Raw genomic sequence first — 22921 nt, forward strand, 5'->3', positions numbered from 1 at the left:
GAGTCTCGAGACTAGCGAGCGGCGTCGCCGAACCAGTGGCAGGCCTGACCGTGGGGTCCGGACCAGGCGACCGGTATGCCGTCGAGCGCGGTGAGGAACCGCGGTGCGCCTTCGGGCGTGGGTTCGGTCGGCTCGGCGATGCCCAGGTCTGCCATGACGCCGACGCCCTCGTTGGCGATCCAGTGACCGGGCAGGTCGCGGACGAGGTCGGCGAAGCGTCGGCGGTCGTCGGGTTCGACGTAGGCGAGGACGGCCGAGTGGAAGATGACGACGGTGGCATCGGATGGTGCTTCGGCGACCAGGGCTGGCAGGTCGGTCAGGAGGTCGCCCTGGATGACGTGTGGCGGATCGGCTCGGACCAGTTCGGTGGCTTGGGTGATGCGCTTGCGGCGCTCGTGGTGCTCGGGCCAGACGAGCGCGGTGAGCCAGTCGCGGTCGTCATCGCGTGTCAGGTCAAGGGGATTCAGGTCCAACCCGCCACGCCACGCGACGGTCGGGACGCGCTCGGGCGGCTCCGCGGCATACCTCTGTGGTGTCGACCAATCGCACGGGAGGACGGGACCGGGGCCGTCGCCGACGATGCCTTGGCCGTAGTCGTAGCGGTAGCGGTCGGGGTAGAGGGTCAGGCCCGCGCTCGCGCCGACCTCGATGAGGGCGAGCGGGCCGGGGATCGTCAGGAGTGCGGGCAGCAGCGTGGCACAGCGGGCGGCCTCGTTGGTCTGGGTGCTGCGCGCGAGGATCTCGGGTCGGACGCGCGCCCAGTTCGCGGTGACCCAGACGGTGAACGCTTTGGGGTCGGTGAGGGGCGCGCCGAACATGGTGGCGACGCCGAAGAGGAGGTTCGGCTGACGCTTGGGCGCGGGAAGCGTGGTGACCAGCTCGAGGACGCCGGGGTCGGCGGCGACCGCGTGGGCGAGTGCCTCGTAAGTCGGCGAGGTGCCGGCTGCCTGGTTGGTCGCGAAGCGTTCGTAGAGCTGGGCGGTCTCGTCGGTTGCCGTCACGATGGCGACGGTACCGACAGTCACGGGGTCAGGGCGGGGATGGCCGGGGCGCAAAGCGGCGCCCTACTTAGAACGGTGGTGGGTCGTCGGCGTTGGGCCGGTGGCGGGTGGGGCGGTGGCGCGCGAGGTGGGTGGCGTAGTCGTCGTTGAGGTCGACGGTCCACAGGCTGCCGGGGGTGATCAGTTGGCCGATGGGTTTGCCGTACTCGTCGCAGATGTTGCGGTGTTGGGGGCCGAAGCGTTCGCGGTGGTCGGTGAGGTACTCGAGGTGTTCGTCGAGCAGTGAGGGCAGCTCGACCGAGCCGTCTGTTGCAGCGCCGGTGTCGTCAGCGAGGGGTCGGCCGGTGGGGTCGAGCCAGGGCTGGGGGTCGGGGTCCAGGTGGTCGACCGGGTGGGTGAGGCGTTGGCGGCCGGTGGGGTCGGTCCATTCGACGACGGCGCCGGGGAGCATGCGTACGGACCAGCGGCGCAGTTGTTTGGTGCGGTGGTGTCGTCGGCACAGACAGATCAGGTTGCTCACCCGGGTCAGGGTGGACCCTTCCCGCCAGGGGCTGACGTGGTCGAGGTCGCAGAACGTGGCGGCGACGGTGCAGCCGGGGAACCGGCAGTGTCCGTCCCTGGCTTTGACGGTGCGGATCATGGCTTCGGTGGGTCGGTACCCGATCACGACCGGTTCCGGCACCGCGCACCGCCGCACGACCGCGGCGGCGAGGACTGTCTCGATCCCTGCCACGCCGGACGAGCCGGTCAGGCCCGCCTTTCCAGTCGAGCCCGAGTTGCCTTCCGAGCCATCACTTCCGCTCCGGCTGGTGGCTGCCATCGCGGTGGCGCTGTCGCTGCCACGACCGGCCTCGTCCTGACCGGTGGGGGTGATGGTCCAGCTGCTGACCGGGGTGGAGGTGTAGGCGCCGGTCGACTCGTCGCAGGGCAGGATGTCGATCCGCACCCGCCGAGGAGCCAGCGCCGGCAGCGCCACCGGTCGACCACCTGCGGTCGCGGGCGCACTCGGGTCGGCAGCACGCAGCTTCTTCCTCTTGCGGCCCTTGCCCTTGCCTTCGCCGTCGACGCCCCAGTCCTCAGGGATTGTTCGGGTTGGGGGTCCTGTGAGTGCGGGTGGCCCGGCTGCGGTGCAGGCTTGGCCGATTCCGTTGTCGCGTAGCACTTGACGCACCCAGGCGTCGAGGTCGGCCGTGTCAACCGCCGCCTCCTCTGCGCTGGTCGGGACTGGTGACGCATCCGAGCTTCGGACTCGCTCGTTCGCGTGGGCACCGGAAGTGCCGGTCAAGGGAGCGTGGCGGGTCTTGGGCGGGCGTTGCGGCTGTCTCGCGGACGGTTCGGTGACGCTTGCCAGCGCACCATTGAGGCGGGACTCGGGGACCGCGACTTGGATGACGTACTCGGCGCGGGTGTTGCCGTCGATGAACGCGAGCATCGCGTCCGCGCGGGCCTGCTCGATGCACGTGTTGTGTCCGGCGCGCACGTACTCGCGGGCGAGGGAGTCGATCGCGGACCACGCCTTCTGCGACTGCTCCACCGGCAACGACGCGACCCAGGTGTCGACGCCGGGCCCGTCACCGGGCCACCGTTGCAGTGACCGGTCCTTGCGCGCTTGGGCGGCTTTCTGGCGCAGGAACTCGGCCGCGACCTGTCCCAGGACGCGGCGGACGCGTTGCCGCAACCGGCCACCGGTCTCCTTGCCGAGGTGGGGTTCGATCTTGGCCAGCACCGCCTCCACGGCGTTGTCGGGGGCATCGGCCAGTTCGTGTTCGATGATGCTGGCCCGGTACGGGTCGATCCGGCCCTGACCCATCGCTTCGAGCACGCACGGGTACCGCCCCGCCAGCTGGGCTGCGACCCCGACCCTGGTCTCCGCGCCGCGGGCGGTGACACCGAGCTCGTCGCTGACGAGGGCGGCGGCGTCCATGCGGTGGTGTCCGTACCCGCGGAACTGTTCGACGACTTCACCGGTGCCCGGGTCGACGACGTCCTCGATCGCGGACACGTTCGCGATCGCGAGGGTCTGCACGGCCTGGGCGGTGCTGATCAGGCGCTGGGTGTCGCCGACGAGCTGGACGAAGTCGTCGATCGACTCCCGTCGTGGAGCATCCGCCAGACGGGCAGCGTCAGCGCTCACCGTCCGCAACAGCTCCACGATATCGATCATGTGTTCGATTGTACTCGGGTCGACCGACACCGACAAGGGTTGTCCACACCGAATCCTGTGTGTTTCCAAGAGAATTCGTTCACAAGCCCGGCAGCCGCCGAAGGCCGCCCAAGGCCCCATCGACGAACGCACGCCCCGGCACCCAAGCCGGCCGCGCCACGAGTAGAAGGGGCACGGACCAGCAACAGCAGCGTGCACGATGAGCCGGTCCTCCCCAGCGCCTTTTCAGCGCAACCACACCCCAAGGTGCGCCGCGCTGAGACCCGGCCCACACGGCATACCTGCGCCCGGGCGCCACGACCGCGACCAACGGCCGTCACGGACCGTCCTAGGCCACCGCCCGAGCGACCCAAAGGCCCATTGGCCCCAGCCTCAGCGCACGCCCGCCCGGGCCTCGAACTTCGCTTGGTCGACCACGATCCGGTCGATCTCGCCATCGGCGACGACCTCACCAGAGTCGTCGATCGCCTTGACGGAGAACGTCATTCGACGACCGTCCACCACCGGCTCACCCGCCGTGACCGTCACCTGACCACCCACCGGAGTGGGTCGGTGGTGCCCCACTCGCAGAGCCGTCCCGACCGTCGTCTCCCCCGCCTCGAGCAGCGGCCCAGCCGCAGCCACCGTGGCCGCCTCGAGCCACGCGACGACCCGCGGCGTCCCGAGGACGGCCACCGAACCGCTCCCCAGCGCGATCGCCGTGTCGTCCGTCGTCACCTGGAACTCCATGCGAGCCATGCGAACCAACCTAGACTGCTCCCCATGAGCCAGCACCCGACGCCCGAGCGCTACGCCCTGCGCCAGAAGCTGACCATGATGGTCAACCGCTACGAGATCCGCCCCGTCGACGCGAACGGCGCCGAGGGCCCGGTCATCGCAGTCGCGCAGCAGAAGCGGATGGCGTTCAAGGAGCAGGTCACGTTCTACGCCGACGAGGCGCGCAGCCAGCCGGTGTTCTCCTTCAAGGCGCGCCAGCGGATGGACCTCGGCGCCACCTACGACGTCTTCGACGCGGCCGGCACCCCGATCGGCTGGTTCAAGAAGGACTTCGGCAAGTCGCTGCTGCGTTCGTCGTGGCACCTCGGGACGCCCGACGGCCTGCAGGCGTTCGGCACCGAGCGCAACCAGAACATCGCGATCCTGCGCCGAATCTGGGAGTTCATCCCGGTCGTCGGCGAGATCCCGTTGCCGTTCATCTTCCACTTCGACTTCAAGACTGCCGACGGTTCGGTGGTGCTGACGTCGGAGCGCAGGATGTCCCTGAGGGACCGCTACGACATCACGATCCCCAAGCAGGGCAACGGTTACCAGCTCGACTGGCGGGTCGGCCTCGCCATGTCGGTCGCCCTGGACGCGCTCCAGTCCCGCTGACCCGAGTCGTATGCCGCCGCGTCACTCCTGGGTGCGCCACGCGTCCTTGACGGACAGCTTGCCGCCGGTCTGTAGCAGCGCCCGGCGGTAGATCCGCTCGCTGACGAGGATCAGCCCGACCGCGAAGGCGACGAGCAGCAACAGCGCCAGGGCCGGCTCCCACCACGACACCTCACCCGCCAGCACCCGCATGGGCATGAGGATCGAGGACACCGGCGGGATGAACGACCCGATCGCGCGGGCGGTCCCGTCGAGGAACAGCGCCCCGAAGTACATCAGCATCATCAGCATCGTGATGGGCATCGACGTCGACTGGATGTCCTCGGTGCGGCTCGCGAGCGCACCGGCCACGGCCCAGAGGCAGGCCAGCGCCACGAACCCGACGAGGAAGAACGCCAGGAACCAGCCGATCGACCCCGACAGACCGGCGACGTACTTGCCGTAGTCGGTGAACGACATGCCGACCAGCCCGACGCCGACGTACAACGCCATCTGCCCGAACGCCAGCACCGTGTTGCCGATGATCTTGCCGGCGAGCAGCTGCCGCAACGGAATTGCCGCGGCGATCATCTCGACGATGCGCGACTGCTTCTCCTCGACGACGCTGCTGGCCAGGGTCATGCCGAACATGATCGACGCGAGGTAGAACAGGATCGCGAAGATGAACCCTAGGGCCGTCACGAGGCCCGATCGCTCGGCGTTGCCGTCGAGCTGCTGGGCGGTCACGGTCGTCCCGGCCTGCAGGGCCGCCATGGTCGTGCCCGCCTTGGAGGCGTTGTCGGCGAGCGCGGTCTCGCGCACCACGGTGGACACGACGGTGCTGAGGTCGCTGTCCGCGGTGTCCTTGGTGACGAGGGTCCAGCCGGAGTCGGTGCGCTGCAGCCAGGCGTCGGCCTTCTCGTCCTGCACCGCCACCCGGGCCGCGGCCGCGTCGGCCTCGGTGCCCGCCTTGACCGCGACCTTGTCGTCGATGTCCGGCGCCCGGTCGGCGATGCGGTCGACCATGGCGGCGGCTGTGGAGTCGGTGGTGACCACGTCGAAGGTGCTCGTGCGGTTCTGCATGAAACCCTGGATGGCCAGCACCGCACCGATGAGCAGCACGGTGACGACGGTGCTGATGAGGAAGCCCTTGTCGGTGAGCTTTACCAGCACCTCGCGCCGGGCGACCTGGAGCCACGCCCCTCGCGTCGCGGCGCGCGACTGCTGCGCCTCGGTGCCGTGGCCGGGGTCCGCCGTATGCCGCGTGGTCGCCTCGGCGCCCGTCGTCTCGTTGGTGTGGGTGCTCATGACGTGGCCTCCTGGTAGATCTCGCTGAGTCGGGGGACGACGCGCCGGAACTCCTCAACCGGCCCGCGTCGGAGCGCCTGCTCGAGGACGCGCTGTTCGGCACCGGACTCGACGACCTCGAGCAGCGCGGTGCGCCCGTCGACGTCGGCCACGTGGATGCCCGGCAGGTCGCGTACCCAGCCGGCGTCGCCGGCCGTGACGAGCTCGTAGCGCACCGGCCCACCCGCGCGCAGCTCCTCGGCTGTCCCCTGCGTGACAACCTTGCCCTGCGCCATGATGACCAGCCGGTCGCACAGCCGGTCGACGAGGTCGAGCTGGTGTGACGAAAAGAGCACGGGCACACCGCGACTCGTGTGTTCGCGCAGCAGCCCGGCCATCGACTCGACCGCCGTCGGGTCCAGGCCTGAGAACGGCTCGTCGAGGATCAGGGCGTCCGGCTGCGGCACCAGTGCGGCGATGATCTGCACCCGCTGCTGGTTGCCCAGCGACAGCTTCTCGACCCGGTCCTTGGCGCGCTCGGCCAGCCCGAACCGCTCGAGGTGCTCCATCACGGCCGCCCGCGCCGCACCCGGGTCCATCCCTCGCAACGTCGCCAGGTAGACGAGCTGGTCGGCGATCGCCTGCTTGGGGTAGAGGCCGCGCTCCTCGGGCATGTACCCGATCCGGCGCCGCTGCGCCGCGGTGATCGGACGCCCGTCCCACAGCACCTCGCCGTCGTGCGCCTGGAGCACCCCCATGACCATCCGCATCGTGGTGGTCTTTCCTGCCCCGTTGCCCCCGACGAACCCGGTCAGCCCGCCATCGGGCACCGGGAAGCTCACGTGGTCAACGGCTGTCTTGTCCCCGAACCGTCGGGTCAGCCCCTTGATCTCCAGCATGGCCCCCACGCTAGGACCGTTGCCCACCAACCGGATCCGCCTCGGGACGGAACTTGTATGCCGCGTGGCCGACCACGCGGCATACCTCACTCCCCCGCAGGGATGAGACCGGCTCGGTGCGCCCACACGACGGCCTGCACCCGGTCGCGCAGGTGGAGCTTGGCGAGCACGTTCGACACGTGGGTCTTGACGGTCGCCTCGCCCACGACGAGGCGCGCTGCGACCTCGGCGTTGGAGAGGCCCTCGGCGACGAGCACGAGCACCTCACGTTCGCGCTCGGTGAGCAGGTCCAAGCCCGGTGCGGCCGGCTGCGCCTGCTGCGCCGTCGCCGAGTCACGCGCCTCACCGGCCGTCATCCGCTCGATCACCCGCTTGGTCACCTCGGGCGCGAGCAGCGCATGCCCACCGGCGACCGCGCGCACCGCGTCGACGAGCGCCTCGGGTTCGGCGTTCTTGAGCAGGAACCCGCTCGCCCCGGCGTCGAGCGCGTCGAACAGGTAGTCGTCGCGGTCGAACGTCGTGAGGATGACGACCTTGGCGAGGTCCTCGGCGACCACCTGGCGGGTGGCCTCGATGCCGTCGGTGCCGGGCATCTGCACGTCCATGAGGATCACGTCGGGCCGCTCGGCCCGGGCGGCCCGCACGGCCTCGGCCCCGTCGGCTGCCTCACCGACGATCTCGAGGTCGGCCTCGACCGACAGGATCATCCGGAACCCCGATCGCACCAGCGCCTGGTCGTCGACGAGCAGGACTCGCGTCATCGCGCACCCTCGCGTTCCTCGAGCGGGAACCGCACCCGCACCCGGTAGCCGCCACCCACGCGCGGGCCGACCTCGACGAGACCTCGTCGGGCAGCCGCCCGCTCACGCACCCCCAGCAGTCCCAGACCCGACCCCGAGGTGCCGGGTCGCGGGCGCCCGTTGTCGACGACCTCCACCTCGGCGAAGGGCTTGTCCCCGCTCGGGTCGACGCGCACCACGACGCCGACGTGGTTGGCCGTGGAGTGCTTGCGCACGTTGGTCAGCGCCTCCTGGACGATGCGGTAGATGGCGAGGCCGAGCGGCCCCGGCAGCTCCTCGAGCGCGCCCGGCGTCGCCTCGACCGCCTCGTATGCCGTTGTCAGGCCTGCGGTTTCGGCCTCACCCACCAGGGTGGCGAGGTCGGCGAGGCCCGGCTCGGGGGCCCGCCTTTCGCGGCCATCGGAGACTCCGTCAGCCGGGTCGCGCAGCGCTCCGACGAGCGAGCGCATCTGGGCGACCGCCTCGCGCGATGACGCCTCCACCTGGCTGAGCGCGGCGGTCGCTGCGGGCGGGTCGGTAGTGAGCACCCGACGGCTGGCGCCCGCCTGGATGCCGATGACCGAGACGTGGTGGGCGACGACGTCGTGCAGCTCACGGGCGATGCGCAGCCGCTCGGCGAGGACCGCCTGCCGTTGCAGCTCCTCGGCCTGGTCGGCGATGGTCCGGGCCTGCTCCCCGAGCCGCGCACCCTGCCGCGCTGCGCGCCAGGAGACCTGACCACCGATGATGGCGCCGCCGAAATAGATGACGTTGGTGATGGCGGTCAGCAGGACGTAGGACGTGACCAGCGGTAGAAGGCCGTCCGACTCGGCCGCCCGCGGCTCGAGCTCGCGTCGCAGCGAGTCCATTCCGACGCCGACCGCCATCTGCCAGGCGAGCCACGCGAACATGAAGACCACGACCCCACCGAGCACGACGCCCATGTCCCGTCGGCTGCGCGCCCAGGCCACACCAGAGAAGAAGATCGCGAAGTAGATGACCTGCATGGCGAACTGGGCCATGACCTGGGGCATGGTCACCCCGACGACGAACATGTGCGCGGCCCCGAGCACCGCCACCACGAGCGGCCACTGCCGGCGGCCCACGAGCAGCATGGCCCCCACGACCACGGCTCCGACCTGCACCCAGCGCGGCGCCTCGAGCTCGTTCATGGCGCCCAGCCCCCGGGTCAGCTCCAGCAGCACCACGGAGACGACGGTTGCCACCGCACCGACGACCCAGTCCTGGGTGGTCAGCCCACCGGGCCGCACCCACGGGTCGTCGAAGGCGAAGAACTGGGCGACCCGCTGGCGCACGCTGCGGTGCGGGGTCGTCGACTGGCTCACCGGACCAGCCTATTGACCGCCCCGAGCGGCGCCCTCCCCCTCAGGACGGAACTTGGGCGCGGTGGCGGTCGGTGACCTCGGTGAACACCTCGAGCAGGGCACGCATCCGGTCGAGCTCGGCGATCGTGAAGGACGCCAGCGCCTGTTGCCCTTCCTGCACCATCGGCCCGTAGAGCTCCCACGTGCGCTGCATTCCCTCCGGCGTGAGCTCGACGAGCACCTTGCGCCGGTCGGTGGGGCTCGGCGTTCGCCGGACCAGTCCCCGATCCGCGAGCCGGTCGATCAGCGTGGTCGTCGCCGCCGGCCTCAGCCCCGTGGCCGTGCTCAGGTCGCCGGCGCTGAGTGGCCCCTCGACCAGGACGTCGAGGCAGCGCAGGTCAGCCGGACCCAGCCCGAGCGCCCGGCCCACGGCGTCGTCGAACGCCTGCACGCTGCGCTGGTACCGCTGCATCGCGGTGCCCAGCTCGTCGACGGCAGCTTGACGTGAGCGCGCCACAGTGCAATCCTTTCGATAATCGAAAGATATGTTTCTCGTAAGAAAGGCTAGCACCATGAAGGCAATCGTCATCGGTGGCGGCATCGCCGGACCCGCCACCGCCATGGCCCTCCAGCAGGTCGGGGTCGACGTCACCATCCTCGAGCGGCGCTCCGACGACGGGCGCGCGACGGGCTCCTACTTCTCCATCGCCCCCAACGGCCTCAGCGCCCTCGACGCCATCGGCGCGCTCGACCTCGCCCGCGCGCTGGGCTCCCCTGCCCACGACAGCCTCATGTACGGCGCGACGGGTCGCCTCCTGGGCCGCGTCACGCTCGGCACCCCACTCGCCGACGGCACCCCGTCGCTGACGATGCGTCGCGGCGACCTCACCGGCGCGCTCATGGACGAGGCCGCGCGCCGCGGCATACCCGTCAGGTATGCCGCCCGCGTCACCTCCGTGCGCACCTCACCCGAGCGTGCCGTCGTCACGCTCGAGGACGGCACCGAGCTGGACGCCGACCTCGTGGTCGCGGCCGACGGGATCCACTCAGTCGCGCGCCGCACCCTCGATGCCGGCGCACCGGCCCCGCGGTACGTCGGCCTGACGAACTTCGGCGGCATCACTCGGAACTCGCCGATCGCTGACCGCCTGACCCCGCAAGACTGGACCTTCGTCTTCGGGCGGCGCGCGTTCTTCGGGGCGTTCCCCGAGCCGAACGGCGACGTCGTGTGGTTCGTCAACGTCCCCCGACCCGAGATCAGCCGCGAGGAGCGCGCCAGCACCACCGACACTCGGTGGAAGGAGTGGCTGACGTCCCTCCTGTCCGGCGACCGCAGCGACGCCGCGGCCCTGGTCGCGGCCGGCGAGCTACAGCTGGCCGGCGACAACACCTACGACCTCGGGCACGTCCCCGTCTGGCACGACGACCGTCTCGTCCTCGTCGGGGATGCCGCCCACGCGCCCTCCCCCAGCTCCGGCCAGGGGGCATCGATGGCGCTGGAGGACGCGGTCGCACTCGCCGCTGCGCTTCGTGACGCGCCGTCCGTACCGGAGGCGTTGTCGAGCTACGAGGCAGCCCGGCGCGCCCGGGTCGAGAAGATCGTCGCCGTCGGTGCCCGCTCGTCGAGTTCGAAGATCCCCGGCCGGGTCGGCCGCATCGTCCAGGAGGCGGTGATGCGGCTGGTCTTCCGGTTCGTCACCACCGACGCGCGGCAGAAGTGGATGACCGGGTTCCGCAGCCCGACCTTGCGGGGGCGCTCAGTCGACGCCCGGCAGTGAGCGCAGTACCGGCACGAGCCCGTCGTCGTCGACGTCGGCCGTGACCTCGTCGGCGACCTCCTTGACCTCGTCCGGGGCGTTGCCCATGGCGACCCCGCGGGCGGCCCAGTGCAGCATCTCGACGTCGTTGCGCTGGTCGCCCACCGCGACCGTGTATGCCGGCTCGACCCCGAGGCGACGACGCACGAGCTCCAGCGCGGATCCCTTGGAGACGCCCTCGGGGTTGAGGTCGAGCCAGGCGGAGAAGCCGACCGCGTAGTTGACGCCGTGCAGGCCGATGCGTTCGGTGAGTGCGAGGAAGTCCTCGGCCGTGCCCTCGGGGGCCCGGAAGGTCACGCGGGTCACCGGGTCGGCGACGAGCTCCTCCCAGGGCACGATCCGCAGCTCGCCCTGGAGCTCTCCGTCGGGGAAGGGTGCGTTGAGCTTGAACCCGACGCCCAGCTCCTCGACGGCGACGACGGCGTCCGGCCACTCCGCCCGCAGCAGCTCGAGCGCAGGACGGGCGTCGAAGGTGACGGCCTCCTCGACGCGAAACCCCTTGTCCTGACTGGGATCCAGGCCGAGCGTCACTGCCCCGTTGGAGCACACGGCATACCCGGTCGTGAGGCCGAGCACGTCGAGGATCGGCGTGGTGGCGACGATGGAGCGACCGGTCGAGATGACGACGTGGTGGCCCGCGTCCGCGACGGCGCGCACGGCCTCGGCAACGGCCGGCGAGAGGTCACCCGCGTGGTTGATCGTGGTGCCGTCGACGTCGAGGGCGACGAGGTGGGGCGCGAAGGAGTCGGCCATGTGCCCAACCTATCCAGCGAGGGTGCGCGAGCAGCGATGAGTTCTGGTCTCCGGACGGGTCCATAGTGGGTACGGGACCCGCGGGTGGGCACGACAAGGGAGGCGACCATGACAGGCGAACCGACAACCGAGTTCGACACCAGGTACAGCGAGGCCCAGGCGGAAGCGCCGCAGTGGCCGGCCGTGCGGCAGCTGCTCGCCGACGCGGAGCTCTACTGGCTGACCACCATCCGCGACGGGTCCAGCCCGCACGTCACGCCCCTGGTCGGGATCTGGCACGAGGACGGTTTCGCCTTCTGCACCGGTCCCCGCGAGCAGAAGGCGCGCAACCTGGCCGACAACCCGGACGTGGCCGTGACAACCGGGTCGAACACGTGGGCCGACGGTCACGACGTGGTGGTCGAGGGAACCGTGACCCGGATCCAGGGCGGCGACAACCTGCGCGCGGTCGCCGAGGCCTACCGCGTCAAGTACGGGTCCGACTGGGACTTCGAGGTCGACGAGGAGCACTTCAACCCGGACAACCCGGCCCTGGTCTTCTGGGTCAGGCCGCGGACCGTGCGCTCGTTCACCAAGTCACCGCACGGCCAGACCGCCTACCGATTCGAGTGACCACACGGCATACCTGCGTCTAACGCGACGCACCCTGGGGCGCGAGCTCGACCATCTCGGGCCTCAGGTCGGTGACGGTCGCGGCCCCCAGCAAGGCCATCGTGCGCTTCACCTCCGAGGCGAGGATGTCGGCGGCGCGCTGCACACCCCGCTCGCCGCCTGCCATGAGGCCGTAGAGGTAGGCGCGACCGACCAGCACCGAGCTCGCCCCGAGCGCCACCGCCGCGACCACGTCGGAGCCCGACATCACGCCGGTGTCGACCATGACCTCGGCGTCCGGACCGACCGCCTCGCGCACCTTGGGCAGGAGCCGCACCGGCGGCAGGGCCTTGTCGAGCTGGCGACCGCCGTGGTTGGAGAGCACGATCGCGTCCGCGCCGTGGTCGAGGATCGCCCTGGCGTCCTCCACCGTCTGCACGCCCTTGACGATGAGCGGGCCGTCCCAGGAGCGCCGCACCCAGTCGAGGTCGTCGAGCGACATGGTCGGGTCGAAGAGCGCGTTCATCATCTCCCCGACGGTGCCACCCCACGACTCGAGCGAGGCGAACCGCAGCGGCGGGGTGGTCAGGAAGTTGACCCACCAGTTGGGGTGCATCGCCCCGTCGAGGACGGTCTTGGCGGTGAGTGCCGGCGGGATGGCGAACCCGTTGCGGACGTCGCGGTGCCGGTTGCCGCCGACCGGGCAGTCGACGGTGAGCATGAGCGCCTCGAAGCCGTTCTCCTTGGCCCGCGCCATGAGGTCCTCGGCCGGTGCGTGGTCGCGCCAGACATAGAGCTGGAACCACTTGCGGGTGCCTGGCGCGGCGGCCGCCAGCTCCTCGATGTTGGTGGTGCCGAGCGTGGACAGGCCGTAGGGGATGTCCATCTTCTCGGCGATGTGCGCGACGGCCGCCTCACCCTCGTGCTGCATCATCCGCGTGAAACCAGTTGGCCCGAAACCGAATGGCTGCGCGGACGGCTTGCCCAGCACCGTCGTCGTGGTGTCGACCTCGCCGTGGCCGGTGAGCACCCGCGGGTGGAACGTCAGGTCACGGTAGGTCTCGCGCGCCCGCCGCAGGCTGTGCTCCTCCTCGGCGGCCCCGTCGGTGTAGTCGAACACCGATGTGGGGGTGCGGCGCTTGGCGATCCGGCGCAGGTCGGCGATCGTCACGGCCGACGCGAGCCGCCGGTCGGTCGCGTTGATCGTGATCGGCTTGGGCCGCAGCAGCGGCTTGAGCTCCGACCACTTCGGCAGCTGACGATCACTCATCGCTTGGCGCACCTCCGGGCGGCAACGTCACGGGCACCCTTCCACCCTGCCACGTCATGGGGTGATCGGCGTGCCGCGCACCTCAACCTCCGCCAGGGACAACGGGTTGGTCGCCGACTCGAGCTGGATCCGCACGTACCGCGCCTTCGTGCCGTCGGGCAGCTTGACGGCCGACGGGCGCCCCGCGGTGGCCGCCACCCGCACCGCGGTCACAGCCGGTGAGGTGCGCACCGTCTCCAAGGACCCGCTCGGGAACGGCTGCTGCGACGCCATGACCCAGTAGTTGCTGAGCCGGTCCGAGCAGCAGTCGGTGCGGTTCCACAGCTCGACGCGGTCGGTCGCGGCGACGGCGCCGAGGTCGACCTGCCACCAGGCCTGGTTGGACGGCTCGGCCGTGTGCGTCACCGAGTTGCCGTTGAAGTTGCCGTCACGGTTGCCGTCGACCGCGCGCTCCGGCACGCCGCCCCAGGCCAGGGACGACTGCGTCGCCGACTTGCCCCGCGAGAGGTTGGGCAGCTGCACGGCGATGGTCGCCGAGGCCGTCGTGGTGACCCCCGCGCTGGTCGTGCGCACGGTGACGGTCCCCGAGCCGGTGGCCCCCTCGGGCACGGTCACCTGCACGGGCACTGTGTAGGTCTCGCCCGGGGCCAGGGCCGGCACGTCGGCGCTCTGCGGCGAGACCGTCCACCCGGACGGGCCGGCGACCTGGATTGTGGCCGGCGCCGAGGACGTGCCGCCGACGTTGCGGATCGCCGCCTGGAGTATGCCGCTGGAGCCGGGCGCGAGCTCACTGGCGCCGGTGAGCGTGGTGCGCAGCTGGGTGCTGACACCCGGCGTGGTCACCTTGAAGGTGAAGGCGTTCTTGCTCGTGGTGGCGTCGGCGCCGGCCGCGGGCATCGTCACGACGACTCGTCCGTTCGCGTCCCGCTTCCAGGCGAGTGCCTTGCCGTCGGAGCCGAGCAGGCTGATGGTGCTGTTGTCGGCGACGGGCACGTCGGCGCCGAGCGTCAGGGTGGCGCCCGGCCAGTCCAGCGCAGTCGCGTAGAACGCGCCGTTCTTGACGGTGTACCGCACCGGAACGCTCGAGGCCGGCTCCTCGGCTCGGTTCCAGTAGGTCGTGCCGTAGACCGCCTCGCCGTTGACCTTCAGCCACTGACCCATCTCACGCAGCCGCTGGGCCATGAGCTCCGGGACGGTGCCGTCGGCCTTGGGCCCGATGTCGAGCAGCAGGTTGCCGTTCTTGCTGACGATGTCGACGAACGAGTCGACCAGCTGGTCGGTGGTCTGGTAGTCCTCGATCGGCTCGTTGGCGTTGTAGCCGTAGGAGTGCGCGATGCCGCGGCTCGACTCCCACTTGTCCGTGGTGATGTCGGGCTTGACGGTGTACTCCGGCGTCTGGAAGTCGAGCTCCTCGGAGTCGAGGTTGCCCGTCTGGATCTTGCACCGGTTGGCGACGACCACGTCGCGCTCACGGTCCCTCGCCTTGTTGTAGTAGTCGGCGATGACTCCGGCGGTCTTCCAGTAGGACGCGGGCTTGTCCCACTGTCCGTCGCACCACAGGATGTCCGGGTCGTACTGGTCGATGAGCTCACGCATCTGCGGCAGCATGTAGTCGTCGACGTAGCTGTTGACCGGCCCGATCCCGGTGTAGGGCACCTGCGCCCCGGTGTAGGGGTTCGTGTAGGGCCGCCCGGTGTAGTTCGGGTTGAACCACTCGTAGAGCGAGTAGTAGAAGCCGGCCTTGAGCTTGCCGTCGGCCTTGGCTGCCTTGAACAGGTCACCCGCGAGGTCGCGCCCCGGCCCCAGGTCCACGGTGTCGCGCCCACTCACCTTCGAGTCGAAGAGCGACACCCCCTCGTGGTGCTTGGAGGTGAGGACGAAGTACTTCGCGCCGGCCTCGTTGAACAGGTCGACCCACTCCTGCGGGTTGAACTTCTCCGCCTTCCACTGGCCGATGAACTGGTCGTAGTTGAAGTCCTGGCCGTAGGTCTCCTTGTGGTACGCGTTGGTCGGCGTGCCCCACGACTGCATGTAGTTCCAGTACCACTCGGCATAGGAGCCGCGCGGTCCCCAGGCGGGCACCGAGTAGGCGCCCCAGTGGATGAAGATCCCGAACTTGTCGTTGTTGAACCAGGCCGGCACCTCGTGGCTGTTGAGGGACGCGACGGTGGGCTCGTACTTCCAGGCCGGCTGCTCGAAGCCACCGACGTAGGACTTCACGGCGGCCTCACCCAGCTGCTCGTCCCACGTGGTCAGCTCGTCGAGGTTGCCCTTGAGGGTGGTCCCCTTGACGCCGATCGACCGCAGCGGCAACGCGATCGACGCCGCGACCCGGCCCACGCGCTGGCCGTCGACGTAGAGGGTCGTCTCGCCCTTGCGGGCCGTCCACATGACGTTGACCCAGCGGTCGCCCGGCAACGTCACGTCGAACGAGAAGTCACCGACACCGGTCTTGCTGAACCCGACCTTGCCGGTGCCGGCCTGGCGCAGCTTGAGCGCGCCGTCCTTGGAGCTGAGCAGCACCTGCTCGCCGCTGGTGTCGCTGAGCTTGACCCAGGTCGAGACGCTCCACGGCTCGGCCACGTCGACACCACCGAAGCCGACGCCGTCCCCTCCGTTGTCGAAGCGGAACGAGCCGCCGACCACACCGTCCTTGACGGGTTCGGGGTTGTTGATGATGTACGTCGAGCCGTCGAGCTTGCCCGCGACGTCGTCGACGAAGAGCGTGTTGCCCGGGCTGCCGGCCCACGTCCAACCCTTGGGGTATGCCGCGGGCTCGAATGTCCAACGGTGGCTTGGCTTTCCGTCGTCGACCCGAGGAGGGGTCGCCTTGGTGACGTACCCGCGGGGGAGCGGGAGGGCGGCATACCTCGCCTCGAAGTCCGCCAACGTGTCCGGGGTGGGTGAGGCGTTCCACGACCGGTCGGCGATCACGGCACGCGGCAGGTTGCTGAGGTTCTCCCAGTACTGGTCCTCGGACCAGAAGTTGTAGTCGGCCCAGTGCGGCATGCCCGAGCCGAGCATGTCCTTGGCCGTGCTCGGCTCCCACTCGTCGTACATCCACGCCGAGTCGGGGTAGAGGTTGTGGTAGTTGTTCGGCGTCAGGTAGAAGGGCCCGATGGCGATCTCGTCATACCCGGGGATCGCCGGCTGCGCGCCGGTGCCCTCCCACGTGAGCATCACGACCGAGGAGTCCAGGTCCTGCTTCGGCGTGCTCATGTGCTCGACACCGTTGTAGATCGCCGAACGGGCACCGGTCTTCTTGACGACGTCGTCGAGCTCGTTGAGGTAGCGCACGACGGCATCACCCATGGTGTCGACCTCAGGGTCGGCGGCGACGAAGTCCTTGACCTTGGGGCAGTTCGCCAGCTGACCTGGCAGCTCGTCGGCGCCGAGGGAGAACAGCGGGGCGTCGAACCAGCTCGAGAACTCGGCGACGATCTCCTTGGTCTTCGCGACGGCCTCGGGGCGGGTGAAGTCGGTGATCCAGTTCGGCGTCAGGTGGGAGTGGGTGTACTGCTGCGCGCATGGCTTCGCGCCGGAGCCCATGCCGATGTCGAACGTCTCGTTCATGCGCGTCGCGTGGCCCGGCATCTCCAGGCCGGCCATGATCTGGACGTGCTGCGTGGCCGCGAGCGCCTTGAGCCGCTCGATGTCCGCACGGCTGTAGGAGCTGTCCGGCTCGGCCAGACCGGGGAACTTGTCGCTGTAGAGCCGGAAGCCCTCGGACTCGGCGAGGTGGAGGAACAGGGTGTTGAGCTTGAGCTGGCCCATCCGGCGGATGAGGTTCTCCAGGTAGCCCATCTCCCAGTACTTGCGGCCGGACTCGAGCTGGACCATCCGCACCGCCTGGGCCGGCACGTCCGTGCTCTGGGCCCGCGGGACGGTGCGCTTGTCGGCGCTGGCCCCGAGGAGCTGCACGAGGGTGCGGGTGCCGTAGAACAGCCCGTGGGTGGAGGCCGCTTCGATGGTGATCGGCCCGCGGGTGTCGAGCCGGTAGCCCTCGGCCCCGAGCGCCTTGTCGTCCACCAGGCGCAGGACGAGGTCGCCGCGCTGGGCGTCCTTGACCTGACCGGTCATCTGCAGCGGCAACCCGGTGAGCTCCCGGAGCTCGACCTGGGTCTGCTTGGCCAGGGTCTGGGTGTCCTGCTTGACCGGTCCGGGGAACTCGGCCTTGCCGGCCGGGCGCAGCATGAGGTCACGCGAGGTCGGGTCGACGAGGATGCGCGAGGACGCGCCCAGGGTGACCGAGCCGGTCGCGGCGGTCCATGACGTCGGGCGCGGCACGAGCGCGTCCCGACCGCTCGGGGCCGCGGCGGCGTTCGGGGCGGCCGGAGCCGCCACGGCGGCTCCCGAGGCCAGCAACCCTCCGATGATTGACCCGATGACTAGACTGATCACGCGACGACGTTGGCGCATAACCCGGCCCTTCCTGGACGAATGGGTGAGGCAAAGGTGGGATGAATGTAGGGCAACTGGGCGCAGGTCGGCAACAGATAGGCTCCGCGCAGCGATACGGGCGGGACACGACAGGGAAGAGGTGGTGCGGGTGGCCGTCACCGACGAGGCGATCGTCAAGATCAAGGACATGATCGTCCGGGGCGACCTGGGGCCGGGCGACCGGCTGCCGCGCGAGGCCGATCTGGCCGAGCGGCTCGGCCTGTCCCGCAACAGCCTGCGCGAGGCAGTCAAGGCGCTGTCGCTCATCCATGTCCTCGATGTGCGCCAGGGTGACGGCACCTACGTCACGAGCCTCGAACCAGCACTGCTCATGGGCGCCATGGAGTTCGTCGTGGACTTCCACCGCGACCACACCGTCCTGGAGTTCCTCGAGGTGCGCCGCGTGCTGGAGCCGGCGGCGACCGCGATGGCGAGCCTGCGGATGAGCGACGAGGACGTCCAGGCCCTGCGCGACCACCTCGCGGCCGTGCCCGCCGAGCCGAGCGTCGAGGAGCTGGTCCAGTCCGACCTGGAGTTCCACCGGATGGTGGCGCGCGGCTCGGGCAACAAGGTGCTGGGCTCGCTGCTCGACAGCCTCTCCGGCCCGACCCACCGGGCCCGCGTGTGGCGCGGCATGACCCAGGACAACGCGGTCGACCGGACCATCCGCGAGCACCATGCAATCGTCGACGCCATCGCGTCGCACCAACCGGACGTGGCCCGCGCCGCCGCCACCATCCACGTGGCCGGCGTCGAGGAGTGGCTGCGCGCGTCGCTGGGGTCGCAGCAGCCGACCGGGCAGACCCCCGACGCGACCTGAGCCGGCCTACTGCTCGACCGGCCGCAACCGCAACGCCTGCATCCCACCGTCCACCGCCAGGGCGACACCGGTGGTCGAGCCGGACGCCGGCGACGCGAGGTAGACGACGGCCCCGGCGACCTCCTCGGCGCTGACGAGGCGCCCGTGCGGCTGCCGGGCGTTGAGCGCATCGCGCTCGGCCTGGGGGTCGTCCGCCTTCTCGAGCAACCGGCCGATCCACGGAGTGTCGGCGGTGCCGGGGCTGACGGCGTTGACCCGGATGCCCTCGCGCACGTGGTCGGCGGCCATCGCGCGGGTGAGCGCGTGGACCGCGCCCTTGCTGGCGGAGTAGAGGGCGCGTTGCGGCAGGCCCGCGGTCGCGGCGATCGAGCCGGTGTTGACGACGGCGGCCCGTGACGAGGCGCGCAGGTGGGGCAGCGCGGCCCGCGTCACCCGGGCCATGCCGACCACGTTGACGTCCAGGACGCGCGCCCACTCGGCGTCCTCGTTGTCGGCGACCGTGCCCTGTGCGCCGATGCCGGCGTTGTTGACGACGACGTCGATGCCGCCCCAGTTGTCGACCACCTGCGCGACGGCTGCGCGCACCGACTCGTCGTCGGCGACGTCGCAGCGCACCGGGAGGGTCTGGTCGTCGGCGGTGACGTCGGAGGGGTCGAGGTCGAGGACCGCCACCCGGGCGCCACGCTCCCGCAGGGCCGAGACCACCGCGGCCCCGATTCCCGACGCACCACCGGTCACCACCGCGACCGCACCCGCGAAGTCGTCCATGCTGCCTCCTTTGGCTCACGTCCTTGACACACCTTAAAGATCCGATGTTTCATGGCGCAACACCACCTCCACGGGATCGGAGTCGCCCCCAGTGAGCACGATCGTTGGTCTTCAGACGCACGACGTGCGCTTTCCGACCTCCCAGTCACTGGATGGCTCGGACGCGATGAACCCCGATCCCGACTACTCCGCGGCCTACGTCCGCGTCGTCACGGACGCCGGCGACGGCCTCGACGGACACGGGTTCGTCTTCACCATCGGGCGCGGCAACGACGTCCAGGTCAAGGCGATCGAGGCGCTGGCCGACCACGTCGTGGGGCTGGAGGTCGAGCCGCTGCTGGCCGACATGGGCGAGCCGTGGCGGCTGCTGACCCAGGACTCCCAGCTGCGCTGGCTCGGGCCGGAGAAGGGAGTCATGCACATGGCGGCCGGCGCGGTGCTCACCGCGTTGTGGGACCTCAAGGCCAAGCGGGCGGGTATGCCGCTGTGGCAGCTCCTCGCGACGATGTCACCGCAGGAGCTCGTCGCCGCCGTCGACTTCCGCTACCTGCGCGACGTCCTCACCGAGGACGACGCCCTCGAGCTGCTGCGCGCCGCCGAACCCGGCCGCGCCGAGCGGATGGCGACGCTCCTGCGCACCGGCTACCCGGCATACACGACGACCCCCGGGTGGCTCGGGTACGACGACGCCAAGCTGGAGCGCCTCAGCAAGGAGGCCGTCAGCGAGGGCTTCACCCAGATCAAGCTCAAGGTCGGCTCCGACCTGCAGGAGGACCGCCGCCGAATGGGGATCGCGCGCGCGGCGGTGGGACCCGACATCCGCATCGCCATCGACGCCAACCAGCGGTGGGAGGTCCAGGAGGCCATCGACTGGGTGGGTGAGCTCGCCGAGTTCGACCTCGCCTGGGTCGAGGAGCCCACCTCCCCCGACGACGTCCTCGGCCACGCCGCCATCGCCAAGGGCATCGCGCCGACGCCCGTCGCCACCGGCGAGCACATGATGAACCGGGTCCTGGCCAAGCAGTACCTCCAGGCAGGCGCGGTGCAGGTGCTGCAGATCGACGCCACCCGCGTGGCCGGCGTCAACGAGAACCTCGCCATGTTGTTGCTGGCGGCCAAGTTCGGCGTCCGGGTCTGTCCGCACGCCGGTGGTGTCGGACTCTGTGAGGCCGTGCAGCACCTGTCGATGTTCGACTACGTCGCGCTCTCCGGGACCACCCAGGACCGCTGCATCGAGTACGTCGACCACCTGCACGAGCACTTCGCCACGCCCGTGGTGATCGAGGACGGCCACTACGTCGCGCCGACCGCGCCCGGCGCCGGCACCGAGATGCTGCCCGAGTCGATCGCCGCCTACGAGGTGCGCAACGACTCATGAACCGCACCCGTCCGACGCTCGCCCTCGGTTGCGCCCAGCTGGGCAACCTCTTCGAGGCGATCGACGACGCCTCAGCGCGGGAGTTGCTGGAACTGGCTTGGGACACCGGAGTTCGCGTGTTCGACACGGCGCCGCACTATGGGCTCGGACTCAGCGAGCGGCGGCTCGGCAACTTCCTCGCCACGCTCACGCCGGCCGAGCGCGCAGAGGCCGTGGTGTCGACCAAGGTGGGCCGTCTGCTGGCGCCGACACCTGACCGAGCTTCTGCCACCGACCTCGAGGCGGGCTTCGACGTACCCGCCACCCACGAGCGGGTGTGGGACGCGAGCACCGACGGGGTCCGCCGTTCGCTCGAGGCATCGCTCGTGCGGCTCGGTCTCGACCGCGTCGACACGGCATACCTGCACGACCCCGACGAGTACCCCGCCACCGAGCGGTCGGTCGAGACCGGGATCGCAGCACTCGCGGAGCTGCGCGACGAGGGCCTCGTGCGCGCGGTCGGCACCGGCAGCAAGTCGGTCGCCGCGATGCTCACGACCCTCGACCAGCCGGCCACCACGGCGATGATGGTCGCCGGCCGCCACACCCTGATCGACCGGTCGGCCGACGCCGACCTCCTGCCGAGGTGTCTGCGGCGTGGCACCGAGGTCGCGGTCGCCGGCGTCTACAACTCCGGACTGCTGGCGACGCCACGGCCGAGCGGTCGTTTCGAGTATGCCGAGGCGCCGGCTCACGTCGTCGCCCTCGCCCAGCGCGTGGCCGCCACCTGCGAGCGCCACGGCGTCGACCTGCCCACCGCCGCCCTGCAGTTCGCCGGCCGCGACGAGTCCGTCAGCCGCGTGGTGGTCGGCGCACGCACGCCCGGCCAGCTGCGCACCAACCTCGAACGGTGGTCCACCGCCGTGCCCGAGTCGCTGTGGGACGAGCTCGCCGGCCTCGAGCTCATCGGCACCACGGTGGCGACATGAGGGTCGACGCGCACCTGCACCTGTGGGACCCGGCGCTGGGTGTCTACGACTGGATCACCCCGGAGCTCGGTCCGCTGAACCGTGCCTTCTCTGCGGACGAAGCGCAGAAGGTGTTGGCGGACAACCGGATCGATGCCGCGGTGCTCGTGCAGGCGGCCGACTCGACCGCGGACACGGACGCCATGCTGCTGGCCGCGGCCGGGCACCCATGGGTGGCCGGGGTGGTCGGCTGGCTCGACCTCGAGGACGACGCGGGCGCTGCCGAGGCGCTCGACCGGTGGGGCGAGGACGAGGTGCTGAGCGGGGTGCGCCAGCTCGTGCACGACGACCCGCGCGCCGACCTGCTGGAGCGGCCCGAGGTCCTGCGCACCCTGCACGAGGTGGCCGCCCGCGGTCTCGCCTTCGACGTGCCGGATGCCTTTCCACGGCACCTCGGCCAGGCGGCGATGATCGCCGAGCAGGTGCCGGAGCTCGTCGTGGTGGTCGACCACCTGGGCAAGCCGCCCAGGGAGGACGCGGAGGCCATGGGGCGCTGGGAGAGCCAGATCCGCGCCGTCGCCGCCAACGCCAACACGGTCGCGAAGGTGTCGGGCCTGGGACTTGCCGACGCGGCATACACGGTGGACGCCCTGCGGCACGTCTGGGACGTCGCCCTCGAGGCGTTCGGCCCCGACCGACTCATGCTCGGCAGCGACTGGCCCGTGTCACTGGTGCACGCGACGTACGCCGAGACGGTCGGGGTGCTCGCCGATCTGGTCGGCGAGCTGTCCGAGCCGGAGCAGGCCGAGCTGTGGTCCGGCACCGCGACGAGGACTTACCGACTGACTGGCTGACCCGCCGACCCGAACGACGATTCCGAGGATGTGATCGCGACATGCTGCAGGGAGTGGACCCGGTGCTCACCGGCCAGGTGCTGCTGCACCTCGACGCCATGGGGCACTCCGACGCGGTGGCCGTGGTCGACGCCCACTTCCCGGCCCACCGCCTCGGCCAGCGGGTGATCGACCTGCCCGGGCTGGGTACACCGCGCGTGCTGCGCGCCGTCCGCACCGTCGTGCCGCTCGACGACGCGCCCGCCCTCGACCTCATGACCTCGGCGGACGGCTCGGTGCTCGCGGTGCAGAAGGAGCTCATGGCAGCCGCCGGGGTCGACGACACGTCGACCCGGTTCGTCGACCGGTTCGACTACTACGGCCTCGCCCAGGAGGCCTACGTCGTGATCCGCACCGGCGAGACGCGGGTCTACGGAAATGCCTTGCTGCGCAAGGGAGTCGTGGTCCTCCCCGGCGAGATTCGCGGTGACGCATGAGC

20 protein-coding genes are annotated in these 22921 nt (G+C 70.4%); 8 read left to right on the forward strand and 12 right to left on the reverse strand.

Translation table 11 applies throughout. The features are described from left to right. Nucleotides 1-11: 11 nt before the first annotated feature. The 3 genes from HJG52_RS15370 to HJG52_RS15380 all read right to left on the reverse strand — a co-directional run bounded on the left by HJG52_RS15370 (nt 12) and on the right by HJG52_RS15380 (nt 3903). Complete coding sequence (locus HJG52_RS15370; protein WP_171244480.1) at nt 12-1001, reverse strand: DUF2332 family protein; 990 nt, start codon at nt 999-1001, stop codon at nt 12-14. A gap of 67 nt (nt 1002-1068) precedes the next feature. Beyond that, nucleotides 1069-3165: an HNH endonuclease signature motif containing protein gene (locus tag HJG52_RS15375; RefSeq protein ID WP_171244481.1), complete on the reverse strand. Its 2097-nt coding sequence runs from the start codon at nt 3163-3165 to the stop codon at nt 1069-1071. Nucleotides 3166-3537: 372 nt separating this feature from the next. Beyond that, a complete protein-coding gene (locus tag HJG52_RS15380) occupies nt 3538-3903 on the reverse strand; it encodes a thioesterase family protein (protein WP_206070874.1) in 366 nt (121 codons plus the stop codon). Between the two features lie 24 nt (nt 3904-3927). Between HJG52_RS15380 and HJG52_RS15385 the strand changes: the two genes are divergently transcribed. Continuing rightward, complete coding sequence (locus HJG52_RS15385) at nt 3928-4536, forward strand: LURP-one-related family protein (RefSeq protein ID WP_171244482.1); 609 nt, start codon at nt 3928-3930, stop codon at nt 4534-4536. A 21-nt stretch (nt 4537-4557) separates the two neighbouring features. Here the strand turns inward: HJG52_RS15385 and HJG52_RS15390 are convergent, their stop codons facing one another. The 5 genes from HJG52_RS15390 to HJG52_RS21360 all read right to left on the reverse strand — a co-directional run bounded on the left by HJG52_RS15390 (nt 4558) and on the right by HJG52_RS21360 (nt 9322). Then, the gene (locus HJG52_RS15390) at nt 4558-5823 is read right to left on the reverse strand and encodes an ABC transporter permease (protein ID WP_171244483.1); all 1266 of its coding nucleotides are present in this window, start codon (nt 5821-5823) and stop codon (nt 4558-4560) included. After that, complete coding sequence (locus HJG52_RS15395; protein WP_171244484.1) at nt 5820-6701, reverse strand: ABC transporter ATP-binding protein; 882 nt, start codon at nt 6699-6701, stop codon at nt 5820-5822. Before HJG52_RS15395 ends, HJG52_RS15390 begins: the two co-directional genes overlap by 4 nt. 86 nt (nt 6702-6787) lie before the next feature. Beyond that, complete coding sequence (locus HJG52_RS15400; protein WP_171244485.1) at nt 6788-7462, reverse strand: response regulator; 675 nt, start codon at nt 7460-7462, stop codon at nt 6788-6790. After that, nucleotides 7459-8826, reverse strand: a complete 1368-nt coding sequence (locus HJG52_RS15405) for a histidine kinase (protein ID WP_171244486.1) — start codon at nt 8824-8826, stop codon at nt 7459-7461. Before HJG52_RS15405 ends, HJG52_RS15400 begins: the two co-directional genes overlap by 4 nt. Before the next feature lie 40 nt (nt 8827-8866). After that, complete coding sequence (locus HJG52_RS21360; RefSeq protein ID WP_346767769.1) at nt 8867-9322, reverse strand: MarR family winged helix-turn-helix transcriptional regulator; 456 nt, start codon at nt 9320-9322, stop codon at nt 8867-8869. A 55-nt stretch (nt 9323-9377) separates the two neighbouring features. Between HJG52_RS21360 and HJG52_RS15415 the strand changes: the two genes are divergently transcribed. Continuing rightward, on the forward strand, nt 9378-10583 hold the full coding sequence (locus tag HJG52_RS15415) for an FAD-dependent oxidoreductase (protein WP_171244487.1): 1206 nt from the start codon (nt 9378-9380) through the stop codon (nt 10581-10583). On the opposite strand, the gene HJG52_RS15420 is transcribed toward HJG52_RS15415, so the two are convergent. Further along, nucleotides 10563-11375, reverse strand: a complete 813-nt coding sequence (locus HJG52_RS15420) for an HAD family hydrolase (protein ID WP_171244488.1) — start codon at nt 11373-11375, stop codon at nt 10563-10565. The two genes, HJG52_RS15415 and HJG52_RS15420, sit on opposite strands and share 21 nt — an antisense overlap. A gap of 108 nt (nt 11376-11483) precedes the next feature. Between HJG52_RS15420 and HJG52_RS15425 the strand changes: the two genes are divergently transcribed. Then, entirely contained in the window at nt 11484-11987 is a 504-nt protein-coding gene (locus tag HJG52_RS15425) for a pyridoxamine 5'-phosphate oxidase family protein (RefSeq protein WP_171244489.1), read from the forward strand. Nucleotides 11988-12006: 19 nt separating this feature from the next. Here the strand turns inward: HJG52_RS15425 and HJG52_RS15430 are convergent, their stop codons facing one another. Continuing rightward, nucleotides 12007-13236, reverse strand: coding sequence for an alpha-hydroxy acid oxidase (locus HJG52_RS15430; RefSeq protein WP_171244490.1), 1230 nt, complete (start codon nt 13234-13236; stop codon nt 12007-12009). Nucleotides 13237-13290: 54 nt separating this feature from the next. Further along, nucleotides 13291-17637, reverse strand: coding sequence for an alpha-L-fucosidase (locus HJG52_RS15435; RefSeq protein WP_206070876.1), 4347 nt, complete (start codon nt 17635-17637; stop codon nt 13291-13293). A 148-nt stretch (nt 17638-17785) separates the two neighbouring features. Here HJG52_RS15435 and HJG52_RS15440 point away from each other — a divergent pair, with 148 nt between their 5' ends. Continuing rightward, nucleotides 17786-18496: an FCD domain-containing protein gene (locus tag HJG52_RS15440; protein ID WP_171244492.1), complete on the forward strand. Its 711-nt coding sequence runs from the start codon at nt 17786-17788 to the stop codon at nt 18494-18496. 6 nt (nt 18497-18502) lie between these two features. Here HJG52_RS15440 and HJG52_RS15445 read toward each other — a convergent pair whose 3' ends face one another. Continuing rightward, on the reverse strand, nt 18503-19264 hold the full coding sequence (locus tag HJG52_RS15445) for an SDR family NAD(P)-dependent oxidoreductase (RefSeq protein WP_171244493.1): 762 nt from the start codon (nt 19262-19264) through the stop codon (nt 18503-18505). A 91-nt stretch (nt 19265-19355) separates the two neighbouring features. On the opposite strand from HJG52_RS15445, the gene HJG52_RS15450 reads away from it, so the two are divergent. The 4 genes from HJG52_RS15450 to HJG52_RS15465 are packed head-to-tail and all read left to right on the forward strand — an operon-like array spanning nt 19356 to nt 22919. After that, nucleotides 19356-20642: an enolase C-terminal domain-like protein gene (locus HJG52_RS15450; protein WP_171244494.1), complete on the forward strand. Its 1287-nt coding sequence runs from the start codon at nt 19356-19358 to the stop codon at nt 20640-20642. After that, entirely contained in the window at nt 20639-21610 is a 972-nt protein-coding gene (locus HJG52_RS15455) for an aldo/keto reductase (protein ID WP_171244495.1), read from the forward strand. Before HJG52_RS15450 ends, HJG52_RS15455 begins: the two co-directional genes overlap by 4 nt. After that, on the forward strand, nt 21607-22443 hold the full coding sequence (locus tag HJG52_RS15460; RefSeq protein WP_171244496.1) for an amidohydrolase family protein: 837 nt from the start codon (nt 21607-21609) through the stop codon (nt 22441-22443). The genes HJG52_RS15455 and HJG52_RS15460 overlap by 4 nt, the downstream gene beginning before the upstream one ends. Nucleotides 22444-22484: 41 nt before the next feature. Then, the gene (locus HJG52_RS15465) at nt 22485-22919 is read left to right on the forward strand and encodes an RbsD/FucU family protein (RefSeq protein WP_171244497.1); all 435 of its coding nucleotides are present in this window, start codon (nt 22485-22487) and stop codon (nt 22917-22919) included. The last annotated feature ends 2 nt before the right edge of the window (nt 22920-22921 follow it).

Origin of the sequence: Knoellia koreensis (assembly GCF_013041615.1) — a bacterium.
Classification (GTDB): domain Bacteria; phylum Actinomycetota; class Actinomycetes; order Actinomycetales; family Dermatophilaceae; genus Pedococcus; species Pedococcus koreensis.